The sequence below is a fragment of the Peteryoungia ipomoeae genome (genome assembly GCF_004912165.1).
Taxonomy (GTDB): Bacteria; Pseudomonadota; Alphaproteobacteria; order Rhizobiales; family Rhizobiaceae; genus Allorhizobium; species Allorhizobium ipomoeae.
In genome coordinates, this window is the sequence record NZ_STGV01000007.1 from 1 (window position 1) to 25,503 (window position 25,503).

Consider the following 25,503-nt stretch of genomic DNA (forward strand, 5'->3'; position numbering starts at 1 on the left):
AAATGACCCCTGACGCAGGCGTGTGATGCCTGCTGAAGGCCGGAACCGTCGAGCCTATTCCAATACCGGGACATTGCAGATCTTCCTTCTTGCAGCGTGGTCGGCGACGAATTTCGCCAATAACGACCATGGCGCTCACTTATACCATGAGCGCCGAACCGCGCACCCGTCCGAATCCAGGGGATAGGGAAGGGGAAGGTTATCGCACTTGTGATGGCCGATTTGTGTAAGCGATGTTTCCCTCGCACGTTGACCGCAAAATTTGAACTCTACGCTGAGAACGGACATCCTTGATCGCCGTTGCCATGCCGCAGATTTACGATTATCGCGACCGTTATCAGTCAATTTGCCTAAGTTCTCGATGCTCTTATGGAGACTACATGCCACTGGAGGTCTGCGATGCAAATCGTGCGGGAGCTTGACGTCGTGGAGGTCAATAATGACCTTCATCCGGCACGCCGTGTTATCATCGTTCAGCGGGAAGATGGTTTTTACGCCTACGCAGAGCAATATCACTTTGTATCGAAACATGAGGGGAAAATTGTAGCCGAAGGTTGGGGCACTCTCCCCGGAGAGGGTATTTACGCATACTTACACGATGCCGAGATTGAAGGGCGCGCGGCTTTTGCGCGGCGGCATGGAGTTGATTATTGATGATTTGCTCACAACTTCGTCCTCGTCAGATCGACGAAATCTGTTTGCATGTATAACTCCGCCCGATAATTCCACGGCAGAAGTTTCTCAATTCGGCTCTGCCTGTGGCCGTTGACGATGCCGGTGAGCGTGCTTGTTAGGTAGGCCAGTGGATCAACATTGTTGAGCTTGCAGGTCTCGATCAGCGAAGCGATTGTCGCCCAGTTCTCGGCTCCGGCGTCGTGCCCGGCAAAGAGTGCGTTTTTGCGATTGAGCGCTATCGGCCGGATGGTCCGCTCGACGCTGTTGTTGTCGATCTCGATACGCCCGTCGCTCAGGAAGAGCTTCAAACCATCCCAGTATTTGGCAATGTAGGCCAAGGCCTCGCCGAGTGGCGACTTTGCCGCGACACGGGCACGGTGATGGACGAGCCAGGTCTGCATGTCGGCAACCAGTGGCGCTGAGCGTTCCTGTCGTCCGGCAAGTCGAGCCTCCGCATTAAGGCCTCGCAGCTCGGCCTCGATCCGATACAGCTCACCAATCCGCTTCACGCCGTCCTCGGCAATGGGTGCTGTGCCATTGCGGGTGATCTCCACCAGCTTGCGCCGGGCATGGGCCCAACAATAGGCAAGCTGAATGTCTGATCCGACACGGTCAGGAGCGATCAGCCTGTTGTATCCGGCATAGCCATCGACCTGCAGGATACCGGAGAAGCCCTGCAATATCCGTTCCGCATGAATGCCCCCGCGACCGGGAGCGTATGTGAAGGCGACACCTGGCGGAGCACCGCCGCCCCATGGGCGATCATCCCGCGCAAGCGCCCAGAAGTATCCGGTCTTGGTTTTACGGGAGCCAGGATCGAGAACTGGGGCACGGGTCTCATCCATGAACAGCTTGGTTGAGCGCTTCAGGTCGGCGATCAACGCATCGAAGACGGGCCGCAGTTCATAGGCTGCCCGACCGACCCAGTCGGCAAGTGTTGATCGGTCGAGATCCATCCCCTGGCGGCTCATGATCTGGGCCTGCCGATAGAGCGGAAGGTGATCGGCATACTTGGAGACGAGAACATGGGCGACGGTCGCTTCCGTCGGCAGCCCTGCCTGGATCAGCCGTGCCGGAGCTGGGGCTTGGACGACACCGTCGGTGCAGGCACGGCAGGCATATTTAGGGCGGCGGGTGACGATCACGCGGAACTGTGCCGGGATCACGTCCAGCCGTTCGGAGACATCCTCGCCAATGCAATGCAGGCAACCGCCGCAGCCACAAATCAGGCTTTCTGGCTCAATAACCTCCTCGATACGCGGGAGATGCTTCGGAAGGGAGCCACGATTGATCGCGCGCGGCTTGCTGATCCTGTTTCCAGGAGGAACGTCCGCCTCATCCTCGGCATGGATCACGGCCATAGCCGTCTCCAGGTCCTCCAGCGCCAGATCGAATTGGTCGGGATCGGTCTTCTCGGATTTGCGCCCGAAGGCTGCCTGCTTGAAGGCGGCGACCAGCTTCTCAAGCCGCTCGATCCGCTCATCTTTGCGGGCGATATGCTCGTCCTTGCTGGCTATCGCGACATCCTTGGCCGCCTCGCGTGCCTGCGCCGCGATCAGCAGCGCCTTCAGGGCGGCAACATCATCGGGAAGATCGGCGGCTTCGAGCATGGCCGTAAACTACCAAATCCCGCGCCGATTTGTCCTCTGAATCTGCCTTGCTGAGTCATCGTGCCGCAGCTATTCGATGGCCTCCGGTGTTCGTGTCTGGATGGCATGAACACGTCGCCAATCAAGGCCCGCAAACAGGGCCTCGAACTGGGCGTGGGTGAGCGTCATCAGACCATCCTTGATGCCAGGCCAGGTGAATGCGTGCTCTTCCAGCCGCTTGTAGGCCCATGACGATCCCGGAGCCATCCCAGTAGATCAGCTTCAACCGGTCCGCCTTGCGTGAGCGGAATACAAAGACCGTTCCGGTGAACGGGTCCTTGTGCAGCTCGTTCTTCACCAGCGCAGCCAAACCATCGTGCCCTTTGCGGAAGTCGACGGGTTTTGTCGCCACCATGATCCGTACGAGGTTCGACGGAAAGATCGTGTCGCCGCCGCCAGAGCGCGGGCGATGGCAGCGATCCGGGCAGCAGACGCACCTTCCTCAAGACGGATTGTGACGGGACCGACGGCAATCTCGGCGCGCGTGGCAGCCTTTGCCGTCGGCGGCTCCGGCAATGGCGTCTCGATAACCATTGCCGCAAACTCGACAGCGTCTTCCGGCTCTGGCAACACCAACTTGCCCTGCCGCGCCAGCGTGCGCCAGGACGACAGGTGGTTGGCCTTCAGCCCATAGCGCCCCGCGACTTCATTCACCGTCACGCCCGGACGCAAGCTCTCCGAAACGATGCGTGCCTTCACCTCGTCAGGCCAATGGCGGTGCGCCCCACGCCTGTTCCACCGCGTCGTGAGAACCTCCAACGTAGACTCCATGGAGAAACTCCTTGTCGCTCATCCACGGAATGTTCGATCACAGATCAGGCGACGGCGGGCAATGTGGGAGCAGAACAACGGTTACCGATTTGTGTCTGCCGGGCAGCTCTCCCAGGAGGAAGGCAGTCACAGAATAGGTCTGACATGCGGGTCGAACAGGCTGAGACCGATCACCGCTGCCCCCTTTCGAAACCAATTTCCCAAGCCTTATCCTCGACAATTTGGCACGGATGTCAGGAACCTCTTCACTCCTCGCAATGTGGTCAGAGAGGCTACATTAAATCGGATTGGTGCAGCGCAGGGCAGCGTCACGAGCGATCCAGGCGATTATGGCGGCTGACCAAGGTCGGCCGCCATGTCGGTTCAGCGAGCCTTGTACTTGCTATCGACGTCATTGATCGCCTTGACGTTTCCGGCGGAGCGTCCAGCTTCGTCGAAAGTCTGCGCGAGGAAGGCGTCGGCAATGGCCTTGGCGAGTTCCGTGCCGATGACGCGGGCTCCCATCGTGATGATCTGGGCGTTGTTCGACAGCGCCGCTCGTTCCGCCGAATAGGTGTCGTGGGTCAACGCCGCGCGGATGCCGGGCACCTTGTTCGCTGAGATGCAGACGCCGATGCCCGTGCCGCAGACGAGTATCGCCTTGTCATAGGTGCCGTCGACGACGCCAGAGGCGACGCGGTCGGATAGGTTCGCGTAATAGGCTTCCGCGCCGGCATCGGTACGCGAGACTTCGCTTACCTCGAACCGGTCCTTCAGATACTCGGCGAGTACCTTGGCAAGGCCTTCACCGGCGCTGTCTCCTGCGATTGCAAGCTTCATGGTCTTTTCTCCTCAGAGTTTGGCGGCGCATTTTGCCAGGATGTCGAGGTAACCCTCGACGTTCCAGGCGGAACGGCCGATGAAGAGCCCGTCGATATGAGGGCTCGAAATCAGTTCCTCGCAATTGCCCGGATTGACCGACCCGCCGTAGAGGCAGGGAATGCGGCGGCCGAGCACGGATTCTGCGACATTGATGATCTCCGCCTGTCGGGCCGAGGCATAATCGGCGGTGGCCGGAATGCCGTTATCACCGATCGCCCAGACCGGTTCGTATGCGAGCAAGATTTGCGCGTTCTTCTGGTCGCCGGAAAGCTTCGACAGGGCGCCGCGCACTTCCCTTGCGAGAATTTCAGGTGCCTGTCCGCTGTCCCGATCGGCAAGCGTTTCGCCGATGCAGATCAGAGGGACAAGGCCGTGGCGAACGGCTGCTTCCGTCTTCAGGCCGACGGTCTCGTCCGTCTCACCGAAATGCTCGCGGCGCTCCGAATGACCGAGCTCGACTATATCGAGGTTGCAGTCCTTCAACATCAATGGCGAGACCTCGCCGGTCCAGGCGCCTTGGTCTGCCCAGTGCATGTTCTGGGCGCCGACCTTGACCGATGTTTCGGCAAGTACCGCCTTGACTTCACGGACGGCGGTGAAGGGGGGAATAACGAACCGCTGGATACGCGCATCCCTGCCTGCGTCGGCTGCCTTCAAGGCAGTCGCAAAATGCAGGGCCTCTGCCAAGGTCTTGTTCATCTTCCAACTGGTGCCGATCCAGAAGAGGGGCGATGACGTCATGGATATTAACCTCCCGATGATGCGATTGTCAGCGTGATACCCGTCTCTTCGATCTCTGCGAGCGCTGTTGGGTCCGGCTGATGATCGGTGATCACAGCGTCGAATTCGCGGAGACCTGCAAGCACATGGAGCGCCGTCTTGCCAATCCGCTCGTGATTGACCAGCAGACAGTTGCGGGTCGACGAGGCCATCATTGCACGCTTCGTGCGCACGACGTTATCGTCCATATGATAGGCCTTGCCGGCTGCAACGCCGGGTGTCGAGATGAAGCCGATGTCGGCTCGCAGCCGGGCCAAGGTTTCCTCGGTGACGACGCCGAAGAAAGCATTGAACTTTGTGGAATAGACGCCGCCGAGTGCGATCAGCGTAATCCCATGCTCACCCTTGAGGCGCTCGACAACGGCAGCGTTGTTGGTGATGACGGTCAGCGGCCGTTTGGTGGCCAATGCCTCGCCGAGCACAGCCGCCATGGAGCCGTCGTTGACCATCACCGTCATGCCCGGTTCGACGAGCTCGAGCGCGGCTTGGGTAATGGCTTGCTTGGCACCGAGGTCCTGGCGTTCGCGGATCCTAAAATCACTCTCGAATTGCGTACCGGCGTCGATGGTCGCGCCGCCGCGCACCTTGCGCAGCACGCCGGCTTGTTCGAGTTCGTCGAGGTCGCGATGGATGGTCATTTTGGATACGGCAAAGCGGGTTGCCAGATCGTCAAGGCCGACGGTGCGCCGCTCAACGAGCAGGTTGACAATGCCTTCGAGCCGCTCCTCGCGCTTCACAATGGATCCCCCACCAATGAGTTCGCCCTAAAGTAACAAAAAATCGTGATTTACAACATACTCAATGTGACATTGTTGCCGATCGGCGTTACTTCAGCAGAAACTCGGCTGTCCGCTCGTCCGTGATCAATCCGAAGAGCCGGCCGCTGTTCAGAATGGCCCTGATCGCGGCAACCTTGTCATGTCCGCCCGCCAAGGCAACGAGGCGCTCGGTTCGGGTTTTGGGGAAAGACGCGGAGAGCATGCGGGCGCTGAGCGCAGTATCGAGAATGCGGCCATCCCTGTCGAAAAAATGACCGAGAATCTCACCGACGCCGCCGGCGGCTGCGATATCGGCGAATTCATTCGGTTCGACCATGCCGGTTGAAACCAATTGCGCATCGGATTCGACGTTGCCAATGCCGACCAGCTTGAGATCGGCATTGTTCGCGAGGTCGAAGACTTCCTTGACCGCGCGCTGTGCCTTGAGAACCTTTCGGTCTTCGCCGGTGTTGGCGAAGAAAGGTACGGGCATGACATAGGCCTGGCTGCCGGTTTTTTCGGCGATGCGATGCATCACGTCATAGGGATTGGCGCCGTAGTTGCGGGTGAGACCGCCGAGCAGCGAAACGAAGCGCAGGTTCTTCGCATTGATCCGCGGCATGTATTGCACGGCGGCAGAAAGCGTGCGGCCATGGCCGAGGCCGATCACCCTGTTGTCGCCGCGCTCGATCTCGCGCTTGAGATAACCGGCGCCGGCGTGGCCGAGGGCGCGCAGGGGCAATCCCTCTTCGCCGAGATTGGGCGCCACCTCGCAATATTGAAGCCCGAAGCGCTTGGAGAGCTGCATTTCCAGTTCGACACATTCGACGATATCGCCGTCGATGGTCACCTTCACCACGCCTTCCGCCACTGCCCTGGCGATCAAGCGATGCGCCTTGACCGACGGTACACCGAGGCGCTTTGCAACCTCGGACTGGGTTAGCCCGCCCGCGTAGTGCAGCCAGGCAGCGCGCACGGCCAGCGTATCATCGGCGTCCGCCATGGCGCCTCCTTTCGATGTCTATGCGGCGATTGCCGCCTTCGGTGCAAATGCATTCAGAAGGTCTTGGCCTCAAATGTTCAAGTCGGCGATACCGGTATCGATATGCGGCGCCCAGAAGGCGACGCTCTCAGCGATCTGCGACACGACCTGCCGGTCGTTCGGTTCGCGTTCCTTGAAGGAGAGTTCGAGGCAGATTTCATTGTCCCTGGCGCCGCCCGCGGCGAAAGCCTCGAGCAGTGGCGCAGGCTGGATTCGCCCCTTGGCATTGAATTCCGCAGTGAAGGGGCGATGCCCGCCCTTGTCCATCAGGCTCTGCTTGATGTGGATGATCGGCGAAACGGGCGGCACTGCGCGCGCCCAGGCGTAAGGATCGAAATCCTCCGGGTTGGCGGAGGTGACATCGCCATGGTCGATATCCGCCATCATCCACATCGGCACGGCCATGTTGGCTGCCGTCAACCGTTTCTGCAGCGCCATGCAGGCCTCGATCGTCTCGCCGAACTCGCGGCCGATGCTCATCGGTTCCCAGAAGACGTAGGAAAGGCCTGCGGCGCGGGAATGCTCGGCGACTTCCGCCCAGCAGTCGATGGCAATCTCGATCAGTTCCTCGCGCCGGGCCGGATCGTCGAAGTCCTTGTAGGTGAAGATGGCGAACTGCGTGCCAACGGAGGTGCCGCCGAGATCAGCGGTGATATCGGCAAAGGTCTTGAACCAGTCGACATAGTAACGGCGCACGTCGGCGTCGGAATGGCCGAAATGGTTGAGGCGGCCATAGGGGCCGGTCATGCCCGAGGTGACGCGGACGCCGGTCCGCTTCAACGCTGCGCTCATCTGCCGGGTCAGACGGCGGATGACCGGCGCCTGCCAGCTCGGATTGATAAACTCGTGAGTAAGCTGCAGGTCGCGGATCTTCAGGTCGCGGGCCACCGTGTCGATCAGGTCGTCGGGATCGGCGAAGCGATTGACCAGCGGATTGGTGTTGAGCGAAAGGGTCAGCGGCATGTCGGTTTCCCTTAGGCAGCAACTGGACGGGTGGACGCAAACCACGCGCTGAAGGTGGCCATTTCAGCCTCCGTCATGTGGAGGTAATGCTTGGTGCGGCGATAGAGGATGTCTTCCGCCGTCTGGGCCCACTCATTTTCGGTCAGGTAACGGGCTTCCGCCTCGTAGAGCTTTCCGCCGAAATGGCGGCCGAGGCCTTCGATATTGGCGGCACTGCCGACGATCCTGCGGGTCAGTGTGCCATAGAGTCGGCCGTAATGATGCACCAATGCGCGCGGCATCCAGGGATAGGAGTCGCGCAGGCCATCGGCGAAGGTCTCGTAGTCGGCATTCGGCATATCGCCACCGGGGAGGGGGGCCTTTTCCGTCCAGTCGTCGCCCATGTTCGGGAAGATGTTTTTCAGGCGCTGCATGCCGCGTTCAGCAAGCTCGCGGAAGGTGGTGATCTTGCCGCCGAAGACGTTGAGCAACGGCGCGCCGCCGGTCTCGTCCAGATCGAAGACATAGTCGCGCGTGACGGCGGACGGGTTGCCCTTGCCGTCGTCGAAGAGCGGACGGACGCCGGAGAAGGAATGAAGCACGTCCTGACGCCGCAGCTTTTCCTTGAAATAGCGATTGACGGCCTTCAGCAGGTAGTCGATCTCGCCTTCGTCGGCCGACACATCCTCGGCGCGACCCTCATAGGCGATGTCGGTCGTGCCGATCAGCGCCTTGTCGCCCTCATAGGGATTGATGAAGATAACGCGCTTGTCGTGGTTCTGCACGAGATAGGCGTTCGCCCCGGCCCAAAACTTCGGCACGATGATGTGGCTGCCCTTGACCAGGCGCACGTTGCGGCTGGAGTTCGAGCCCGCCACGCGGTTGATGATGTCCGTAACCCAGGGGCCGGCGCAGTTGACCAGGCATTTGGCGTAGAACGTCCGTTCCTCTCCCGTGAGAGTGTTCTTGGTAACAACCGTCCAAGCACCGTTTTCGTGCCGAGCAGAAACGGCTGCGGTGCGGGTGAGCACAATCGCGCCCTTTTCTGCAGCACTCACGGCGTTGAGAACGACCAGGCGCGCGTCATCGACCCAACAGTCGGAATATTCGAATCCGCGCGGGTATTGATCGAGGATCGGCGTGCCTTCCGGATCGCGCAAGAGGTTCAGCGTACGCGTGCCCGGCAGCTTCTTGCGGCCACCCAGATGGTCATAAAGGAACAGGCCCAGGCGCACGAGCCAGGCCGGCCGGTCCTGCGGGCTGTGCGGCAGCACGAAGCGCAGAGGCCAGATGACGTGGGGTGCGGCGTTGAGCAGCACTTCGCGTTCGATCAGCGCCTCGCGCACCAGTCGGAACTCGTAGTATTCGAGATAGCGCAGGCCGCCATGAACCAGCTTGCCGGAGCGGGAAGACGTTCCCTGCGCCAGATCGTCCTTTTCGCACAAGGCCACCTTCAAGCCGCGACCCGCCGCATCGCGGGCGATGCCAGCGCCGTTGATGCCGCCGCCGATGACGAAAAGATCGAGTGTTTCCGGTTTGCTCATGTCATGCTCCTTCGATGCCTTTGCATCAAAAATCGATTTATGCGCTGTCGGGCTGCGTGTTCGTGGCGGCGGCGAGCTTGTCCCAGGCAGGCGCGATTGCTGTGCGGATATCTGCATAGGCGGCAAACAGCCGGTCGAACCGCTCCGCTTCCGCCGAATCCGGCTTTTCAGTCTCACCGAGGAACGGCGTCACCCAGTCGGCGATGCAATCGTCCATGGTCGGATAGATGCCGACGGCAACTGCCGCCATCATTGCGACGCCGGCAGCGCCTGTCTCCTCCCGCAGAGACTGTCGGATCGGCGCACCGACGGCCGCCGATAGCGAGCGGCGCAAGGCGTTGGACCGAGTCGCGCCGCCGGTGACGCGCAGCTCTTCCGGCGTTTCACCCATCGCCGCGTAGCAATCGCGGGTCGCGAGCCCCAGCCCCTCGACGACGCTCCGGATGAGATCGGGGAAGCCGTGGCGGGTCGACAGGCCGGTAAAGCCCGCCCGCGCATTGGCGTTGACGAAGGGGCCGCGCTCGCCCGCCTCCGAGATATAGGGATGGTAGAGAACCGAGCCGCGCTTAGAGTCGGCGAACCAGCCATCGATGCGGGCGATCAGTTCGGCATGCGAGACAGACTTGCCGGCATCCGCCATCAGGGACGACGCGATGCCGAGGATCCAGTCGATATTGATCGTCGAGCCCATGTTGGTCTGGACCTGCGTCACGATGTCGGGAATAGGCAGGGCGATCACATAGCCGGTGCCCTCACGGTTCAGGTGAACATTGGAAACGGACTTGGCGCGCATGTGAACGCCGGTGGAGCCGATCGTCGAGCAGGCAGCATTGAGACCGCCGCTTCTGACGCCGGCGCCAAGCGCCGTCATGACCATGTCCACATAGCCGAGGCAAACGGGTGTGCCGGCAAGAAGACCGCAGGCCTCAGCGGCCTCCACCGTCAATGGATGACTGATCTCCGTCCCGTCGATGATCTCAGGCAGCAGCGAGCGGCGGTGGCCGAGACCGAGTGCATCGATCACCACATCATCATACTGACGGGTGCGAAAATTGCCGAAGGTGAAACTCGCTTCAGACGGGTCGGTGGCGCGCACGCCGGTGAGATTCAGATAGAGCCAGTCCTTGCAATGCAGGGCGACCTCGGCCCTGTCCAGAAGATCGGGCATGAGCCTGTCCATATGGGCAAGCTGAGCGCCTTGCTGGCATGTGTTGAGACCTGTTCCCGTCGCTTCGAAACGGGCCCTGTTCCTGTCTCCCGAGGCCAGCGAAATGACGGTCGGCGCTGCGCGGGCATCGAGCCAGAGCCAGGCGTCCGCCGTGGGCCGGTTGTCGCGACCGACAAGCCAGGTGCCGTCTCCTTGTCCGGTGACGGCAACCGCGGCCGTGCGCGCGGCTAGATCTGTCACCTTCTCGCCGAGGCCACGCAACGCGCTGGCGCAATCAATCCAGGTCTGGACCAACGACTGGGTCGCCGAGCCATCGTCTCCGGTCGCATACCGATTGCGAGCCGAAGCGGTCGCGAGCTGCCGACCGGAAAGATCGAAGGCAACCGCCTTGATGACGGAGGTGCCGGCATCGATGCCAATGATGATGTTGTGAGCCGATGTCATTGCAGGGCTATCTTGCCAACAATGTTGGTCCGGCGGAGGGCGATACACGCTTGATGTTCATCCTATTCCTCCCAATCGGCCGGCGACTGCCTCCAGTAGCCCCTTCGCATCTTTGATCCGCGATATTTGCCTCACAGATCCACTTCCGAGCTCTCAGTGTGCCGGATTGATCTGCCGGATACGAGGCTCCCTGAGCCTCCATCAAACATAACATAGAGATACCATTATTCTAGCAATAATTTTCTGGAAATGAATTTTTTTTCAACTACCATTGTTGGCGAGGAACAAAGCCGCGGTCGTGGAATTCGATCGGTACACCGTCAGAGCACACGGGCGTGCGACTTGTGAAGGGAGTGACAATTAAGCATTAATATCAGATACTTGATCGGAAAATCCTGGCAGGTTTCAGCTTCTCGCGGTTCGTTGCATGTGCGCAAAATAGGTGCACTGCAGCAACTTGCATGCTGCATTACGGATCGGCGGTGTGTTCAATTTTCGGCGGAAGCACCGTTGACAAGCGCTAATATTTCTAACAGTCTTCCCGTCATAAGTAACATACTTCTATCACGGAGCCGTGTCCCTGATTGAAGTTCTAGGTCCAGGCGGTTGGAGGAGACAGGCGCCCGGATCTTGCAGGGAGGAGTTAATGCGGATGATGATCCACGATAGCGCTTCTATGACCGTTCGACCGAACAGCGCGTCGATGCCGCATGGCGCACACGCGTCTTCGCGTCCGGTTTCACGCTAACCTCTTTACGACACCTATTCACAATCGGAAGGCCGTAGGGACATGACTACACACCCCGCCTATGCAGCCGGCAAGCCCGGCAAGCGCGACTTCAAGCTCATCGCAGGCGCAGCGCTTGTCGTCTTCATCGTCGGGGCCATCGCCTTCGACACGAAGATCGTCGAGATCGGTTCGGAAGGTGACGTCAGGCAGCAGGCCTTTTCGCCGGAAACCTATGGCGCGGAGCAATTCCCCAAGATCCAGGCGGATATCGAAAAGCGCGCCGTTGCGGCGGGTGAGCTCGCGACCGCTATTGCGGCCGACAAGAAGGCGGCAGGCGAAAAGTACGGCATTGCGACCAGCACCGGTCCCGTCATTCCGGTGATGCTGACCGGGACGTTCTCGACCCGCAAATCGAGCATAAACGAAATGAAGATCGATGGGCTGCCTCCCGAGACGGTGGTCCGTGTCCAGACCGGCCCTGCGGTCAACGGCACGGACCTCCGCGATGCCACGGGCACGATCGAGTTCGGCCAGTTTACCAACCAGATCCAGTATCAGGACGCCGGGTCGGCCATCAATAACGAGATGAAGAAAGCGGTACTGGGTGGCCTCGACGTCGAGACGCTCGACGGAAAAACCGCCACCGTGGTCGGCGTGTTCAGGCTCATCAATCCGAAGAATTGGCTGGTGACGCCAGTAAAGGTCGAAGTCAAATGAGCGAGCCGAGCGCCCATTCCGTTGACCAGCGCGAGGTCGTTCTGGCCGCCCGCGATGTCGCCAAGTCCTATGGCAGCGTTCATGCGTTGAAGGGCGTCAATTTTGACATTCACCGCGGCCAGGTGACGACGCTGTTCGGTGAAAACGGCGCCGGCAAATCGACGCTGATGAAGATCCTCTCGGGCGTGGTCAGGCCGACCTCGGGGGAGATCATCCTCGACGGTGCGCCGATCAGCTTCAATTCCGCCACCCATGCGCGCGATCGCGGCATTTCCATCATTCACCAGGAACTGAGCCTGGCGCCCAATCTGAGCGTCCGCGACAACATCTTCATGGGCCGCGAGATCATCAAGGGCGGCTCGGTCGATTTCGCTGAGGAAGAACGGCAGACCCGGATCCTGATGGAGGAGTTGGAAGAGGACATAGACCCGCTGACGCCGGTCGAGGACCTGCGCCTCGGGCAGCAGCAGATCGTCGAGATTGCCCGCGCACTCTCCGTCAATTCACGCATCCTGATCATGGACGAGCCGACTTCGGCACTGAGTGCGACCGAGGTCGAGGTTCTGTTCAAGGTCATCCACGACCTGACCGCCCGCGGCGTGTCCATCGTCTATATATCGCACCATCTTGAAGAGGCGCTGCAGATAACCGACCATGCCGTCGTGCTGCGCGACGGCATGATGACGGCCTATGCCAAACGTGAGGAAATCGATCTCGAGTGGATCGTCCGTAACATGGTCGGCGACAATTTCGATCTCGGCAGCCCACCGGACAGCCAGTTCGGTCAAGTTGCGCTCTCCATAGAAAGCCTTTCGGTTCCGGGGCCTTCGGGCGCCGCGTATGACGCCGTCGACCGGCTTTCGCTCGATGTCCGCGCCGGCGAGATCGTCTGCATCTACGGGCTCATGGGAGCGGGCCGCACGGAGCTGCTCGAATGTGTCGCCGGACGGTTGAGATCCAGCGGAGGGCGGGTGCTGCTCGAAGGACACGATGTTGGTGCGCTCAGCATCGCGGCGCGTATTGCCGAAGGCCTCGTCCTCGTGCCGGAGGACCGCCAGCGAGACGGCCTCGTGCAGACGATGACAGTGGGTTCGAACCTCTCGCTCGCCAGCATCGGCGCCTTCACCAAGGGTCTGTTCACCTCAGGCAGCCGCGAACGGAGCCTCGTGGATGAATCGATCCGCAGTGTTCACGTGAAGACAGATGGTGGCGAGGCGGCGATCGGTTCCCTGTCCGGTGGTAATCAGCAGAAGGTCGTCATCGGCAAGATGCTCGCCACTCATCCGAAGGTCATCCTGCTCGACGAGCCGAGCCGCGGGATCGACATCGGCGCCAAGGCGGAAGTCTTCAAGCTGCTCGCCGAGCGCGCCAAACAGGGCCTCGCGGTCATCTACTCGACGTCCGAAGTCAACGAGTGCCTCAGCATTGCTCACCGCATCATCGTCATGCACCGCGGCAAAATCTCGGCCGAATTCGATTCGAACGTCACCAAGGAAAAGATCATGGCAGCCTCTGGCGAAGCCTTGGTCGCGCACTAGCCCGGAATATGGAGAGCTGATTATGTCAGTGACGAATGCTGCCGAGAACAAGTCAGTCGCAACCGGGCAGAAGCGCAAAGTCAATTTCGTGCACCTGCTGCTGGAAGGCCGCGCATTCTTTGCGCTGATCGTCATCATCGCGGTCTTTTCCTTCCTGTCGCCCTACTACTTCTCGGTCAACAACTTCCTGACCATGGCGTCCCATGTGGCAATCTTCGGCATCCTGGCGATAGGCATGCTGCTGGTCATTCTCAATGGCGGCATCGACCTGTCGGTCGGCTCGACGCTCGGCCTTGCCGGATGTATCGCCGGCTTCCTGATGCAGGGGGTAGCGCTGCCGCAGTTCGGCGTGATCCTGTATCTACCGGTCTGGGCGGTCGTCGTCGTTACCTGTGCGGTCGGCGCGCTTGTCGGCGCGGTCAACGGTGTGCTGATCGCCTATCTGCGGGTCCCCGCCTTCGTCGCATCGCTCGGTGTGCTCTATGTTGCCCGCGGCATCGCGCTGCTGATGACCAACGGCCTGACTTACAACAATCTCGGCGGTCGTCCAGAACTTGGCAATACCGGCTTCGACTGGCTCGGTTTCAATCGCCTCGCCGGAATTCCGATCGGCGTCATCGTGCTGGCCGTGCTGGCAATCCTCTGCGGTATCGTTTTGAGCCGCACGGCTTTCGGCCGTTGGCTTTATGCCTCGGGCGGCAATGAGCGCGCTGCAGAACTGTCGGGCGTTCCGGTCATCCGCGTCAAGGTGTTGGTCTACGTCCTGTCGGGCATATGTGCGGCCATTGCTGGCCTGGTGCTGTCGTCGCAGCTGACGTCTGCAGGTCCCACCGCCGGCACGACCTACGAACTGACGGCGATTGCGGCCGTCGTCATCGGCGGCGCAGCGCTTACCGGCGGCCGCGGCACGATCCGCGGCACCATGCTCGGCGCCTTCGTCATTGGCTTCCTGTCGGACGGGCTCGTGATCATCGGCGTCTCGGCCTACTGGCAGACCGTCTTTACCGGCGCGGTGATCGTTCTCGCCGTCCTGATGAACAGCATTCAATACGGCCGCCGCGCGCCATCATCCTGATCGGCGGCCGACGAAACTTATCCACGACGGCAGGCTCGATTCGCGCAAAGGCCGATTGCGGAAAGCACCGCCGGGAAACCGGTAATATCAAGGCACTCAATGGGAGAGAGAGAATGTTTAAAAAAGGCATGCGCGTTATCATGGCAGCTGCAGCTGTCGCACCTCTGCTGGTCAACCCCGCCTGGGCGGCTGGCTTGATGACGATCATCGTCAACGATCCGTCCAACCCCTACTGGCTGACCGAGGGCAATGTCGCCAAGGCCGCGGCCGAAAAGCTTGGCTATACCGCGACCGTCGGCGCCCACAAGGGGGACACCAACACCGAAAGCAACCTGATCGACACCGCGATCACCAACAAGTCGGTCGCGATCATTCTCGATCCGGCCAATGCCGATGGTTCCGTGGGTGCGGTGAAGAAGGCAGTTGCTGCCGGCATTCCGGTTATCCTCGTCAATGCCGAGATCAACCAGGAAGGCCTGGCCAAGGCACAGCTCGTTTCCAACAACGCGCAGGGCGCCGCGATCGGTGCCCAGCAGTGGGTGGAAGCAGTCGGCGACAAGGGCAAGTATGTCGAATTGTTTGGCGCACCTTCCGACAACAATGCGGCAACGCGCTCGAACGGCTATGAGACCGTGCTGACGCAGTATCCTGACCTGCAGAAATCCGGCAAGGAGGTCGCCAATTGGGATCGTACTCAGGGCCACAACAAGATGCAGTCCCTGCTGCAGGCCAATCCCGACATCATCGGCGTAATCTCGGGCAATGACGAAATGGCCCTCGGCGCGATCGCCGCGCTGAAGGAAGCCGGCAAGCTGAAGGACGTCAAGGTTGGCGGTTTCGACGGTTCGCCGGATGCGGTTGCGGCGATCAAGGCGGGCGAGCTTCAGTACAGCGTTCTGCAGCCGGTCGCAATTTTCTCCGAAGAGGCGGTCAAGCAGGCCGATAGCGTGATCAAGACCGGCAAGACCGGCGTCGACAGCGAAAAGCAGCTCTTCGACTGCCTTCTGATCACCAAGGACAATGTCGACAAGTACACCGCGCCGTTCGTTCTCGAACAGTAATGTTGAAACGGGCGCTCCCTTTTCCGGGGGGCGCTCACTTGTTGCCCGTGGCATCCGCATTGAGCGCCATGGCCTCACGCAGGCCAGACTCATAGGTTCTCTCGTCCATCTCGCTTCGCTGTTTTGCCTCTTCTGGCCAATCGCGGTACGAAGCCGAAGCATCAAATGTCAGCGACAGGGTGATCCGTGAAAGAGAAGACCAACCCAGGCGAAGACCTATTGGAAGAATTGACGAGCGACAGCCGCCAGACGCGGCAGGTCGCACGCCGCCGCATGATCGCAGAGGCGGTGATGAACGAAGGCTCGATGCGGATCGAGGACCTGACGGATCGTTTCGGTATCAGTCTGATGACGGCGCATCGTGACGTCGACGAACTGGTGAGCCGTGGTCTTTTCCGCAAAACGCGTGGCATCGTCACCGCTGCGGCGACGAACCTGATTGAATCCAGCGATGTCTACCGCTCCAACCGCCAGGCGGCCGAGAAGAAAGTGATCGCCGCGGCCGCGATGGAGTTCGTCGAGCCGGGGCAGGCGATCTTCTTCGACGATTCCACCACCGTGCTGCAGATGGTGCCGCATCTGACGTCGAAGGCGCCGGTCACGGCGATCACCAACTCGCTGACGCTGATGAACGCGCTAACGGGTGCCCATGACGTGACGCTGCTGGCGCTCGGCGGGCAGTATTACAATTGGTGCAACGCCTTCATGGGGCGGATGACGATCAACGAGATAAAGGCGCTGAGGGCCGACATAGCCTTCATCTCCATGTCGGCGATCAGCGACGGCGTGGTGCTGCACCAGTCGCCCGAGACGATCGATACCAAGCGTGCGATGTTCGACTGTTCCGTCAAGCGCATCTTGCTTGCCGATCACACCAAGTTCGAGCGGCGGGCCCTTCACAGTTTTGCGGCGCTCAAGGAATTCGATGTCGTCATCGTCGACGACAAGCTTCCAGCGGAGCAGGTCGATCGCATGCGGGCGAAAAATATTGATGTAGTTGTCGCCAGGAGTGCGACCGCGCGGTCATGACCGGGGTTGTGATCGAACGGGTCGATGTTGGCGCATTGCGAGGCTTGATGCAGGTATGCCGAGTTTGCTTGGGATCGACAGTGGGCTGACAGTCACGAAGGCGGTCATTTTCGATATCGACGGCACGCAGCTTGCCGTCGCCAGACGTCGCATCACGCAGTTCATGCCGAAAGCGCATCGCGTCGAGCGCGACATGGATGAACTGTGGAACGCAACGGCCGATGCGATCAGGGAGGCGATTGATCTGAGTGGCCGGCCGGCCCGCGACATACAGGCGATCGCCGCCACCGCCCATGGCGACGGCATCTATTTGGCGGACAAGGAGCAAAAGCCGCTCGGCCGGGCTATCCTGTCGCTCGACAGTCGCGCCGGCCCTATTGTCGAGCGGTGGGAGTCGGATGGGGTCTCCGAGCGCTCCTTGGCGATGACCGGGCAGGTGCCGCATGTCTCTGCGCCGTCGGCTCTGCTCGCTTTTCTTCGCGAGGAAGAGCCGGAGCGATTCAGGCGCATCGGCCACGCGATGAGCTGCAAGGACTGGCTGACATACTGCCTGTCGGGGATCATTGGCACCGATCGCACAGAAGCGAGCACATCCTTCACGGATTTACGCACGCAAGACTACAGCGACGAGGCACTTCGTCTATTCGGTCTGCAGGACATTGCTCATGCTCTACCTCCCATATCTCGATCCGACCGGATCGTCGGATATGTCACACAGGATGCGGCGGAGAAGACAGGGCTTGCCGCGGGAACCGCGGTCGTAGCCGGCCTGCACGACGTCATGGCATCCGCGCTGGGGGCAGGGCGTTATGTCGAGGGGACGGTGGCGCTGATTGCCGGAACCTATTCGATCAACGAAACACTATCTTCCGAGCCGCACGTCGGCAGGCGCTGGTTTTGCCGCAACGGCATCGCACCCGGTACTTGGAACAACATGTCGATCTCGCCTGCATCGTCGGCGAATTACGAATGGTTCCTGGACACGCTCTGCGGCGCCGAGCAGGCCGTTGGCGAGGCGAGTGGCCGATCGATCCACGCGCTGCTGGCCCCAGAAATAGATGCGGCGATGGAGAGGCGATCGACGGTGCTGTTTCATCCCTTCCTGTTCGGTTCGCCCTATGGAGCGGCCGCCAGCGCAAGTTTTTTCGGCCTCGGCGGCTGGCATGATCGGGGCGACATGCTACGGGCCGTCCTGGAGGGCATCGCCTTCAACCACCGTGTCCATGTGGACGCGTTGCGCGATGGCTTCTCTTTCGACAAGGCAAGCCTGACCGGCGGCGTCTCCCGCAACCCGGCGGTCGCGCAGATGTTCGCCGATGTGCTCGGCATGCCGGTGACGGTGACGGAAACCGACGAGGCGGCCGCCTGGGGTGCAGCCCTTTGCGCCGGATCTGGCGCCGGCATCTATGCTGATCCGCAAAGCGATCCGCGCGATATCGACCGCATCGCCAAAACCTACCAACCGGACCCAAGCCGCAGCGCCGACATGGACAAGCGCTATCGGGTCTTTTGCGAGATCGCCGAAACAATGGCACCGCTCTGGCCGAAGATCGGTGCGTTGGCACAGGAACCGCCGGCGAACTGATATGCTGGACCGCCGTGAATCATCCTTCAGGACGACAGGACAATGACACCCGATCTGCAGCCGCGCTTCGACACCCTCCGCGAAACCGACATCGATGTCCTGATCATCGGCGCCGGCATAAACGGCGCAGGGCTCTTTCGCGATCTTTGCGTGCAGGGCGTCAATTGCGCCATTGTCGACAAGGCAGATTTCGGCTCGGGCACCAGTGCCGCACCGTCCCGTCTCATCCATGGCGGCTTGAAATATCTGGAGACGGGAGAATTCGGCCTCGTCGCCCAGTCGACGCTGGAGCGCAACCTTCTGCTGAAGAATGCGCCCCATTGTGTCGAGCCGCTGCCAACCTTCATTCCGGTATTTTCCTGGACCCGTGGCATCTGGGCGGCGCTGCGCACGCTGTTAGGCTCGAAAACCGCACCGCGCAGCCGCGGCGCCATTCTGGTCAAGATCGGTCTCGGGCTCTATGACTTCTTCGGCTCGCGCGACCAGGTGATGCCGCGCCATCGCGTCGTTCTGAAGGGCAGGGCGCGGCGGGAAATGCCGCATGTGACGCCGGCAATCGTTGCCGGCGGGATCTATTACGACGCCAAGGTCAGCCGGCCCGAGCGGCTCGTCTATGAGCTTGTCGGTGACGGGCTCGACGCAAACGAGAAAAGCCTCGCCGCCAATTTCGCGACGCTGGTTGAAAGCCGGGCCGGCCGCGTAACCTACCGGAAAGCCGATGGCCGCGAATTTACCGTCGCTCCTAAGCTCGTCATCAACGCGGCCGGTCCCTGGATAGATCACGTCAATACGGCACTCGGCTATCCCTCCAAGCTGATCGGCGGCACCAAGGGCTCCCACATCCTGCTCGACCATCCGGCACTGGTGAAGAGCCTCAACGGCCACATGATCTATTTCGAGGCGGATGATGGACGCATATGCCTGGTCTACGACTATTTGGGTCTGGCTCTGGTCGGCTCCACCGACATCCCGGCCAACGATCCGGACACCGTCCGCTGCGAAGAGCCGGAAACCGATTATTTCCTAGAAAGCCTCCGCTCGCTGCTGCCGAGCCTGCAATTCGATCGCAGCCAGGTCGTCTACAGCTATAGCGGCATCCGGCCGCTGCCGGCATCCGATGCGACCGCGCCGGGCCTCATCAGCCGCGATCACTCGGCTCCGGTCCGAGAAGCAGAGGCCGGGCGGCCGTTTCCGATCATCTCGCTGGTCGGCGGCAAGTGGACGACATTCCGCGGTTTTGCCGAGGAGGTGGCCGACACGGTCCTGTCTCGCCTGCAGCGCTCGCGCCGCCAATCCACCCGCTATCTCGCGATTGGCGGCGGCAAGGACTTTCCGGCAAGCGAACGGGCGCGTGGCGACTGGGCGACGGCGATTGCCGAACGGGCAGGTGTCTCGGCCGAACGGGCGGAAGAATTGCTCCGTCGCTACGGGACAACTGCGGCGGCGGTTCTTTCCGCGGATCTCACCACTTCGGATCATCGGCGGCTGTCCGGAGTGCCCGACTATAGTTTCAGGGAGATCGACTGGATCGTTCGAAACGAGATGGTCGTCCATCTGTCCGACATCGTTCTGCGTCGCACGACCTTGGCCATCGAAGGGCGATTGACGCTGGCAGGGCTACGGGAGATTGCCGGCATTGCGGGCACCGCTTTATCCTGGGACGCCGGGCGCGTTGCGGTGGAGATCGACGACGTCGTCACCCAACTCGACCGTTTCCATAGCCAGCGTCTGACGGACAAAGGGCTCCGCACTGACCGCGTTTCGCCTCCGGATCGGCGCAGGGATGGCTGACATGCAGGAGAGTAACGGTGTGATCGCCAGCCATGTCGTTTCAGTTGAATCGGGCTTGATCAAATGCCCGGCGACAATCAAGCTGGCGCGGGACCATGGCAGGCGACGCGTTCCGAGCGAGTGTGATGGTGGTGATGGTCTTCCGTCGGCGCCGACAGCTAAAACTATGTCCGCCCTATCCTGCCGCGCAATTGAGGAACACTTGTATGACGACGATCTTTGACGCTCCCGAGGAGTTTGCCTCGACCGCGCTTGCCGGTTTCTGCCAGATCTATCCGAATCATGTGCGCCTGATCCGCAATGGCGTCGTCCGCGCCACGACCGTGCCTAAGGGCAAGGTTTCCGTGGTCGTCGGTGGCGGCTCCGGCCATTACCCGGCCTTTGCCGGCTATGTCGGGCAGGGAATGGCCGATGCCGCAGTTGCCGGTGACGTCTTCGCTTCGCCGTCCACCGCCGCAGTCGCGCGGGTCTGCCGACACGCGCATCACGGCGGCGGCATCCTTCTCGGGTTTGGAAATTACGCGGGCGACGTGCTGAATTTCGGTGTGGCCGCAGAGCGCCTGCGCGCCGAAGGCATCGATGTGCGGATCGTCGCGGTAACTGACGATGTCGCAAGTGCGGTGGCCGGCGAGCACGCGAAACGCCGCGGTATCGCCGGTGACTTCATGATCTTCAAGATCGCGGGCGCCGCGGCGGAGGCCGGGCTGTCGCTCGATGACGTGGAACGTGTCGCACGTCATGCCAACGACCGGACCGTTTCCTTCGGCGTAGCTTTTGCCGGCTGCACGCTGCCGGGCGCAAACGAGCCGCTGTTCACGGTGCCCAAGGGTCGCATGGCGCTCGGTCTCGGCATCCATGGCGAACCGGGCATCAGCGAACAGGATATCGCCAGCGCCACCGATCTTGCCGATGTTCTCGCAGACAGATTGTTGGCCGAGAAGCCTCCGGGCTGTACGCGCGTCGCGGCTGTGCTGAACGGTCTCGGATCGACGAAGTACGAGGAGCTTTTCGTCCTCTGGACGGCCGTGCAGAAAAAATTGAATGGAGCTGGGCTCGAGATCGTCCAGCCGGAGGCCGGCGAGTTCGTCACCAGCCTCGATATGCAGGGGTGCTCGCTGACCCTGACATGGCTCGATGAGGAGCTGGAGCGGTACTGGGCGGCCCCTTGCGATGCTCCGGCATTTCGCAGGGGGCGTCCAGACGCCGCCGAACTCCGTGCCGATCTCATCGTCGACGAGGAAGTCGTCCCGGCGATCCCAGCGGCATCCGAAGCCTCCTGCAAGTCGGCGGCCTGCATCACCGACCTGTTCGGTGAAATCGCCGCGATGCTGAAGGAAAAAGAAGCCGAGCTTGGCGGCATCGATGCGATCGCCGGCGACGGCGACCATGGACAGGGCATGCGGCGCGGCTCCGATGCAGCGGCCAAGGCAATGGCGGCTGCCGTTTCGGCCGGTGCCGGTGCCCAGACGACGCTGGCGCTCGGCGGTGATGCCTGGGCCGACAGGGCAGGTGGCACGTCCGGCGCAATCTGGGGGCTGCTGCTGCGGTCTTGGAGCAATGCGCTGAACGACAGCGATGCGCCGAGCGACGCGGCGATAGCCGAAGCTGCGCGCCAGGCGCTCGATGGCGTCACCCGCCTTGGCCGCGCCCGTGTCGGCGATAAGACACTGGTGGATTCGTTCGTCCCATTTGTCGATACTCTGACAGCACAAACTGCAGCCGGCAACTCTGCGGTCGACGCATGGAAATCGGCAGCCACCGCATCGGAGGCTGCCGCCGAGGCAACGGCGTCGCTGACCCCGCGCCTCGGCCGTGCACGCCCACTGGCGGAAAAGAGCATCGGGCATCCGGATCCCGGAGCGATTTCGCTTTCCATGGTCGCGCAGCTCATCTCAGGTTTTCTCGCCAGGAGGCGCTGAGCGAGAAGACGAACGCGTACTTCACTTTGCATCCCTGGCGAAGTACGCGGCCGCTTTTTCAGGATGTCGCGCTCTTCAGTGACGCGAGCCAATTCCTCCTTAAGCCGCCTGACCTTATCGGCCTCGTTGCCGGCCTTGCTGTTCGATGGCCGAACTTCTTCCATTCGGAGAGCAATGCTGGGTGACCCCAAGCCGCTGTCAGACCTCCGCTACCGGATAGGCCGCTCGGTGATCTAACGCACCGATTTGCGATTGAACTCTTCCGTGAAGTTGACTTTGTCCATGTAGGCCTTCTGCCCCAAATATAGGGGAGAAGGCCTCTACACATCTAGGGACTATTCATATCACAGGAGTAAGCTAGGCCGCTTGGAACTTCCGTGAAACGCGGGCCCATTCCGGGATCCACTTACCATGGGCAGAGAGCAGGTCGTCCGTGAGCGACCAGATCTGGTCGAGGTCCAACTCGGCTGCCGTATGCGGATCCATCATTGCCGCATGGTAGAGATGGTCGCGGTTCTCGGTCATCAGGGCTGCCACGGTCAGTTCCTGAACGTTGATATTGGTGCGGATCAGGGCCGTCAGTTGCGGTGGCAGGTCGCCGATATAGGTCGGCTGGATGCCGTTTTCGTCGACAAGGCACGGCACTTCGGCGGCGCAATTGTCCGGCAGAGACGTGATGCAGCCATTGTTGCGCAGGTTGCCGTAGATGACAGAGGGTTCGCCGGTCCAGACGGAATTGATGATCGAGGAGGCATATTCCTTCGACTGCGCCACCTCGATCTTTTCGGCCGACCGGTAGGCCGCGGCCTGCCCCTTCCACTTCTCCACCTGTTCGATGCAGCGCTTCGGATATTCATCGAGCGGAATGCCGAATTTCTCGATCAGGTCCGCGCGTCCCTCCTTGATGAAATAGGGTGTGTATTCGGCGAAATGCTCCGAGCTTTCGGTGACGAAATAACCGAGCCGGGTCAGCATTTCGTAGCGCACTGTGTTGGGGCAACGCGGGTTCCAGGTCGGCTTTGGCGCACGCCCCTCGCGGTAGCCGCGCAGGAGATCCGGATAGAGGTCGCGGTAAGACCCGTCGGGCTGGCGATGCTCGAACTTCAGGTAGAAGGCCATGTGATTGATACCGGCCGAGCGGTAGCGGATTTCCTCATAGGGAATGTCGAGGTCATGGGCCAGTTCCATCGCCGTGCCCTGGACGGAGTGGCACAGGCCGACCTGCCTGATCTTCGGATATTTCTCGGCAATGGCCCAGGTGTTGATCGCCATCGGATTGACATACTGCAACAGGATCGCCTCCGGGCAGACCTGCATCATGTCCTCGCAGATCTTCCACAGATGCGGCACCGTGCGCAGGCCCCGCATGATGCCACCGACCCCGAGCGTATCGGCAATGGTCTGACGCAGGCCGTATTTCTTCGGCACTTCGAAATCCGTGACCGTGGAAGGCTCATAGCCGCCGATCTGGAAGGCGACGACGACGAAATGCGCGCCATCGAGCGCCTGCCGCTGGTTGGAATGCAGCTCGATCGTTGCCTTGGCACCCAGGGTCGAAATCAGCTTGCGAACGACGATTTCGCTTTCTTCCAGCCGCTGCGGATTGATGTCCATCAGGGCGATCCGCGCGCCTGACAGCGCGGGGCGCTGGAGCACATCGCCGATAATGTTCTTCATGAACACCGTGGAGCCGGCGCCGATGAAGGTGATCTTGGGTTGTTTCGTCATGAGAGAAGCCTCTTGTCTGGGAGTTATGCGGCAACATCGAAGGCGGCTCTGACGAGCCGTTCGGTATAGGCGGTCCGGGGATGGGAAAGCACGTCTTCGACCGGCCCCTCTTCAACGATCCGGCCATGCTGCATCACCACCACACGGTGGCAGAGCGCGCGCACGACCTTGAGATCGTGGGAGATGAAGAGATAGCTCAGGCCTTTTTCGTCCTGCAGCTTTCGCAGCAGTTCGATGATCTGCGCCTGCACCGAGAGATCGAGCGCCGAAGTGGGCTCGTCGAGCAGGATGAATTCGGGTTCAAGCGCGATCGCACGGGCAATCGCGATACGCTGGCGCTGGCCGCCGGAGAATTCGTGCGGGAAACGCGACAGGATGTTGGCCGGCAGACCTGCGCTGACCAGCGCATCGCGCACCCGGTCCAGACGCTCGCTGCGGGTCGCCCCGAGGCGGTTGACGATCAGCCCCTCCTCGATGATCTGGCCGACCGACATGCGCGGGTTGAGCGAGGAGAACGGATCCTGGAAGACCACCTGCATGCGTGAGCGCAGGGGACGCATTTCTTCGCGCGACCTGTTTTCGATCGACTGGCCATCGAAGAGGATCTCACCGCCTTCGGCTTTCAGCAGCTTGACCAGAGCCTGGCCGAATGTGGTCTTGCCCGAGCCGGATTCCCCGACAAGGCCGAGCGTCTCGTGACGATGAAGCTTGAGATTGAGACTGTCGACCGCAACCAGTTCCTTCAGTTGCGGTTTGAAGAAACCGCCGGCCCTGAGCATGAAGGACACCCTCACATCGCGGCCTTCAAGGATGGCGGAGGAGCCGACCGGCAGCGGATTTGCCATGCCCTTCGGCTCCGACTGCAGCAGGTGACGGGTATAGGGATGCCGCGGATTGTCGAAGAGGGCACTGGTCGTGTTGTGCTCCTTCACCTCGCCGCTCTGCATGACATAGACATAGTCGGAAAACTTGCGCACGACCGTGAGGTCATGGGTGATGAGGATCACCGCCATGCCCAGCGTCTTCTGCAAATCGCGGATCAGGTTGAGGATCTGCGCCTGCACCGTGACATCCAGCGCCGTCGTCGGTTCGTCGGCGATCAGCACGTCGGGATTGTTGGCGAGCGCCATGGCGATCATGATGCGCTGGCGCTGGCCGCCGGAGAGTTGATGCGGATATTGGTTGATGCGCGCCTCGGGATCGGGGATCTGCACCTGGCGCAGCAGTTCCAGCGTCCGTTCGGCCGCCTGCTTGTGGCTCATCTTCTGATGAACACGGATGGCCTCGATGATCTGCGCGCCGATCGTATAGACCGGGTTGAGCGAGCTCATCGGCTCCTGGAAGATCATCGAGATGCGATTGCCCCTGAGCGCACGGCGCTGGCGCTCGGAGAATTTCAGCACGTTCCTGCCGTCATAGGCGATGCTGGAGCCGGCGGAGACCGAGGCACGCTTGGTCAGCAAGCCCATCACGGCCCGCGCCGTCACGGATTTACCAGAACCGGATTCGCCCACGACCGCGATGGTCTCACCGCGATAGAGCTGGAAGGACACGTCCTTGACGGCATCCACCTCGCCGCCTTCGACCTTGAATTTTACCGCGACATGGCGGGCGTCAATGATCGGCTTGCCAACCGCCTCTGCATGATCGTGACGGGTCTCGGGAGCAAGCGTGCCGGGATCTGCAAGTGCCATGC

General features: G+C 61.2%; 20 protein-coding genes and 2 pseudogenes. 9 read left to right on the forward strand and 13 right to left on the reverse strand.

Annotated features, from left to right (window positions below; translation table 11 throughout):
• Nucleotides 1-399: 399 nt before the first annotated feature.
• Nucleotides 400-654: a hypothetical protein gene (locus FAA97_RS18025; protein ID WP_136599960.1), complete on the forward strand. Its 255-nt coding sequence runs from the start codon at nucleotides 400-402 to the stop codon at nucleotides 652-654.
• A gap of 8 nt (nucleotides 655-662) precedes the next feature.
• On the opposite strand, the gene tnpC is transcribed toward FAA97_RS18025, so the two are convergent.
• From tnpC to FAA97_RS18075, 10 genes and pseudogenes are all read right to left on the reverse strand, one after another.
• Nucleotides 663-2,285 (reverse strand): IS66 family transposase, encoded by a 1,623-nt coding sequence (gene tnpC, locus FAA97_RS18030; RefSeq protein ID WP_136599961.1) that lies wholly within the window; start codon nucleotides 2,283-2,285, stop codon nucleotides 663-665.
• Between the two features lie 69 nt (nucleotides 2,286-2,354).
• Nucleotides 2,355-2,679: pseudogene (gene tnpB, locus FAA97_RS18035) on the reverse strand (IS66 family insertion sequence element accessory protein TnpB).
• On the reverse strand, nucleotides 2,619-3,095 hold the full coding sequence (tnpA, locus tag FAA97_RS18040) for an IS66-like element accessory protein TnpA (protein WP_136599962.1): 477 nt from the start codon (nucleotides 3,093-3,095) through the stop codon (nucleotides 2,619-2,621). Before tnpA ends, tnpB begins: the two are co-directional and overlap by 61 nt.
• A gap of 363 nt (nucleotides 3,096-3,458) precedes the next feature.
• Nucleotides 3,459-3,914: a D-erythrulose-4-phosphate isomerase gene (derI, locus tag FAA97_RS18045; RefSeq protein WP_136599963.1), complete on the reverse strand. Its 456-nt coding sequence runs from the start codon at nucleotides 3,912-3,914 to the stop codon at nucleotides 3,459-3,461.
• Nucleotides 3,915-3,926: 12 nt separating this feature from the next.
• Nucleotides 3,927-4,697, reverse strand: a complete 771-nt coding sequence (locus FAA97_RS18050) for a triose-phosphate isomerase (RefSeq protein ID WP_136599964.1) — start codon at nucleotides 4,695-4,697, stop codon at nucleotides 3,927-3,929.
• Nucleotides 4,698-4,702: 5 nt separating this feature from the next.
• Nucleotides 4,703-5,473 (reverse strand): DeoR/GlpR family DNA-binding transcription regulator, encoded by a 771-nt coding sequence (locus FAA97_RS18055; RefSeq protein ID WP_136599965.1) that lies wholly within the window; start codon nucleotides 5,471-5,473, stop codon nucleotides 4,703-4,705.
• Nucleotides 5,474-5,561: 88 nt separating this feature from the next.
• Nucleotides 5,562-6,497, reverse strand: coding sequence for a sugar-binding transcriptional regulator (locus FAA97_RS18060; protein ID WP_136599966.1), 936 nt, complete (start codon nucleotides 6,495-6,497; stop codon nucleotides 5,562-5,564).
• A gap of 69 nt (nucleotides 6,498-6,566) precedes the next feature.
• Complete coding sequence (locus FAA97_RS18065; RefSeq protein WP_136599967.1) at nucleotides 6,567-7,499, reverse strand: sugar phosphate isomerase/epimerase family protein; 933 nt, start codon at nucleotides 7,497-7,499, stop codon at nucleotides 6,567-6,569.
• A gap of 11 nt (nucleotides 7,500-7,510) precedes the next feature.
• Nucleotides 7,511-9,022, reverse strand: coding sequence for a glycerol-3-phosphate dehydrogenase (locus tag FAA97_RS18070; protein WP_136599968.1), 1,512 nt, complete (start codon nucleotides 9,020-9,022; stop codon nucleotides 7,511-7,513).
• A gap of 37 nt (nucleotides 9,023-9,059) precedes the next feature.
• Nucleotides 9,060-10,634: an FGGY-family carbohydrate kinase gene (locus FAA97_RS18075; RefSeq protein ID WP_136599969.1), complete on the reverse strand. Its 1,575-nt coding sequence runs from the start codon at nucleotides 10,632-10,634 to the stop codon at nucleotides 9,060-9,062.
• 790 nt (nucleotides 10,635-11,424) lie between these two features.
• Here FAA97_RS18075 and FAA97_RS18080 point away from each other — a divergent pair.
• The 8 genes from FAA97_RS18080 (at nucleotide 11,425) to FAA97_RS18115 (ending at nucleotide 22,079) form a co-directional block, all read left to right on the forward strand.
• On the forward strand, nucleotides 11,425-12,081 hold the full coding sequence (locus FAA97_RS18080) for a DUF2291 family protein (RefSeq protein ID WP_136599970.1): 657 nt from the start codon (nucleotides 11,425-11,427) through the stop codon (nucleotides 12,079-12,081).
• Entirely contained in the window at nucleotides 12,078-13,619 is a 1,542-nt protein-coding gene (locus tag FAA97_RS18085; RefSeq protein WP_136599971.1) for a sugar ABC transporter ATP-binding protein, read from the forward strand. The genes FAA97_RS18080 and FAA97_RS18085 overlap by 4 nt, the downstream gene beginning before the upstream one ends.
• Before the next feature lie 22 nt (nucleotides 13,620-13,641).
• Nucleotides 13,642-14,694 carry an ABC transporter permease gene (locus FAA97_RS18090; protein WP_136599972.1) on the forward strand — a complete coding sequence of 351 codons (1,053 nt, stop codon included), beginning with the start codon at nucleotides 13,642-13,644 and terminating at the stop codon, nucleotides 14,692-14,694.
• Between the two features lie 113 nt (nucleotides 14,695-14,807).
• On the forward strand, nucleotides 14,808-15,755 hold the full coding sequence (locus tag FAA97_RS18095) for a D-ribose ABC transporter substrate-binding protein (protein WP_136599973.1): 948 nt from the start codon (nucleotides 14,808-14,810) through the stop codon (nucleotides 15,753-15,755).
• Nucleotides 15,756-15,941: 186 nt separating this feature from the next.
• Complete coding sequence (locus FAA97_RS18100; RefSeq protein ID WP_136599974.1) at nucleotides 15,942-16,784, forward strand: DeoR/GlpR family DNA-binding transcription regulator; 843 nt, start codon at nucleotides 15,942-15,944, stop codon at nucleotides 16,782-16,784.
• 55 nt (nucleotides 16,785-16,839) lie between these two features.
• Nucleotides 16,840-18,369 carry an FGGY-family carbohydrate kinase gene (locus FAA97_RS18105; RefSeq protein WP_136599975.1) on the forward strand — a complete coding sequence of 510 codons (1,530 nt, stop codon included), beginning with the start codon at nucleotides 16,840-16,842 and terminating at the stop codon, nucleotides 18,367-18,369.
• Between the two features lie 42 nt (nucleotides 18,370-18,411).
• Nucleotides 18,412-20,160: a glycerol-3-phosphate dehydrogenase/oxidase gene (locus tag FAA97_RS18110; RefSeq protein ID WP_136599976.1), complete on the forward strand. Its 1,749-nt coding sequence runs from the start codon at nucleotides 18,412-18,414 to the stop codon at nucleotides 20,158-20,160.
• A 206-nt stretch (nucleotides 20,161-20,366) separates the two neighbouring features.
• Complete coding sequence (locus FAA97_RS18115) at nucleotides 20,367-22,079, forward strand: dihydroxyacetone kinase family protein (RefSeq protein WP_136599977.1); 1,713 nt, start codon at nucleotides 20,367-20,369, stop codon at nucleotides 22,077-22,079.
• A gap of 7 nt (nucleotides 22,080-22,086) precedes the next feature.
• Here the strand turns inward: FAA97_RS18115 and FAA97_RS21340 are convergent.
• The 3 genes and pseudogenes from FAA97_RS21340 to FAA97_RS18125 form a co-directional block, all read right to left on the reverse strand.
• Nucleotides 22,087-22,312, reverse strand: a pseudogene (locus tag FAA97_RS21340) (IS3 family transposase); the annotation flags it as partial.
• A gap of 124 nt (nucleotides 22,313-22,436) precedes the next feature.
• Nucleotides 22,437-23,807 carry an alpha-glucosidase/alpha-galactosidase gene (melA, locus tag FAA97_RS18120; protein ID WP_136599978.1) on the reverse strand — a complete coding sequence of 457 codons (1,371 nt, stop codon included), beginning with the start codon at nucleotides 23,805-23,807 and terminating at the stop codon, nucleotides 22,437-22,439.
• Between the two features lie 23 nt (nucleotides 23,808-23,830).
• Nucleotides 23,831-25,501 (reverse strand): ABC transporter ATP-binding protein, encoded by a 1,671-nt coding sequence (locus FAA97_RS18125; RefSeq protein WP_136599979.1) that lies wholly within the window; start codon nucleotides 25,499-25,501, stop codon nucleotides 23,831-23,833.
• Nucleotides 25,502-25,503: the final 2 nt, after the last annotated feature.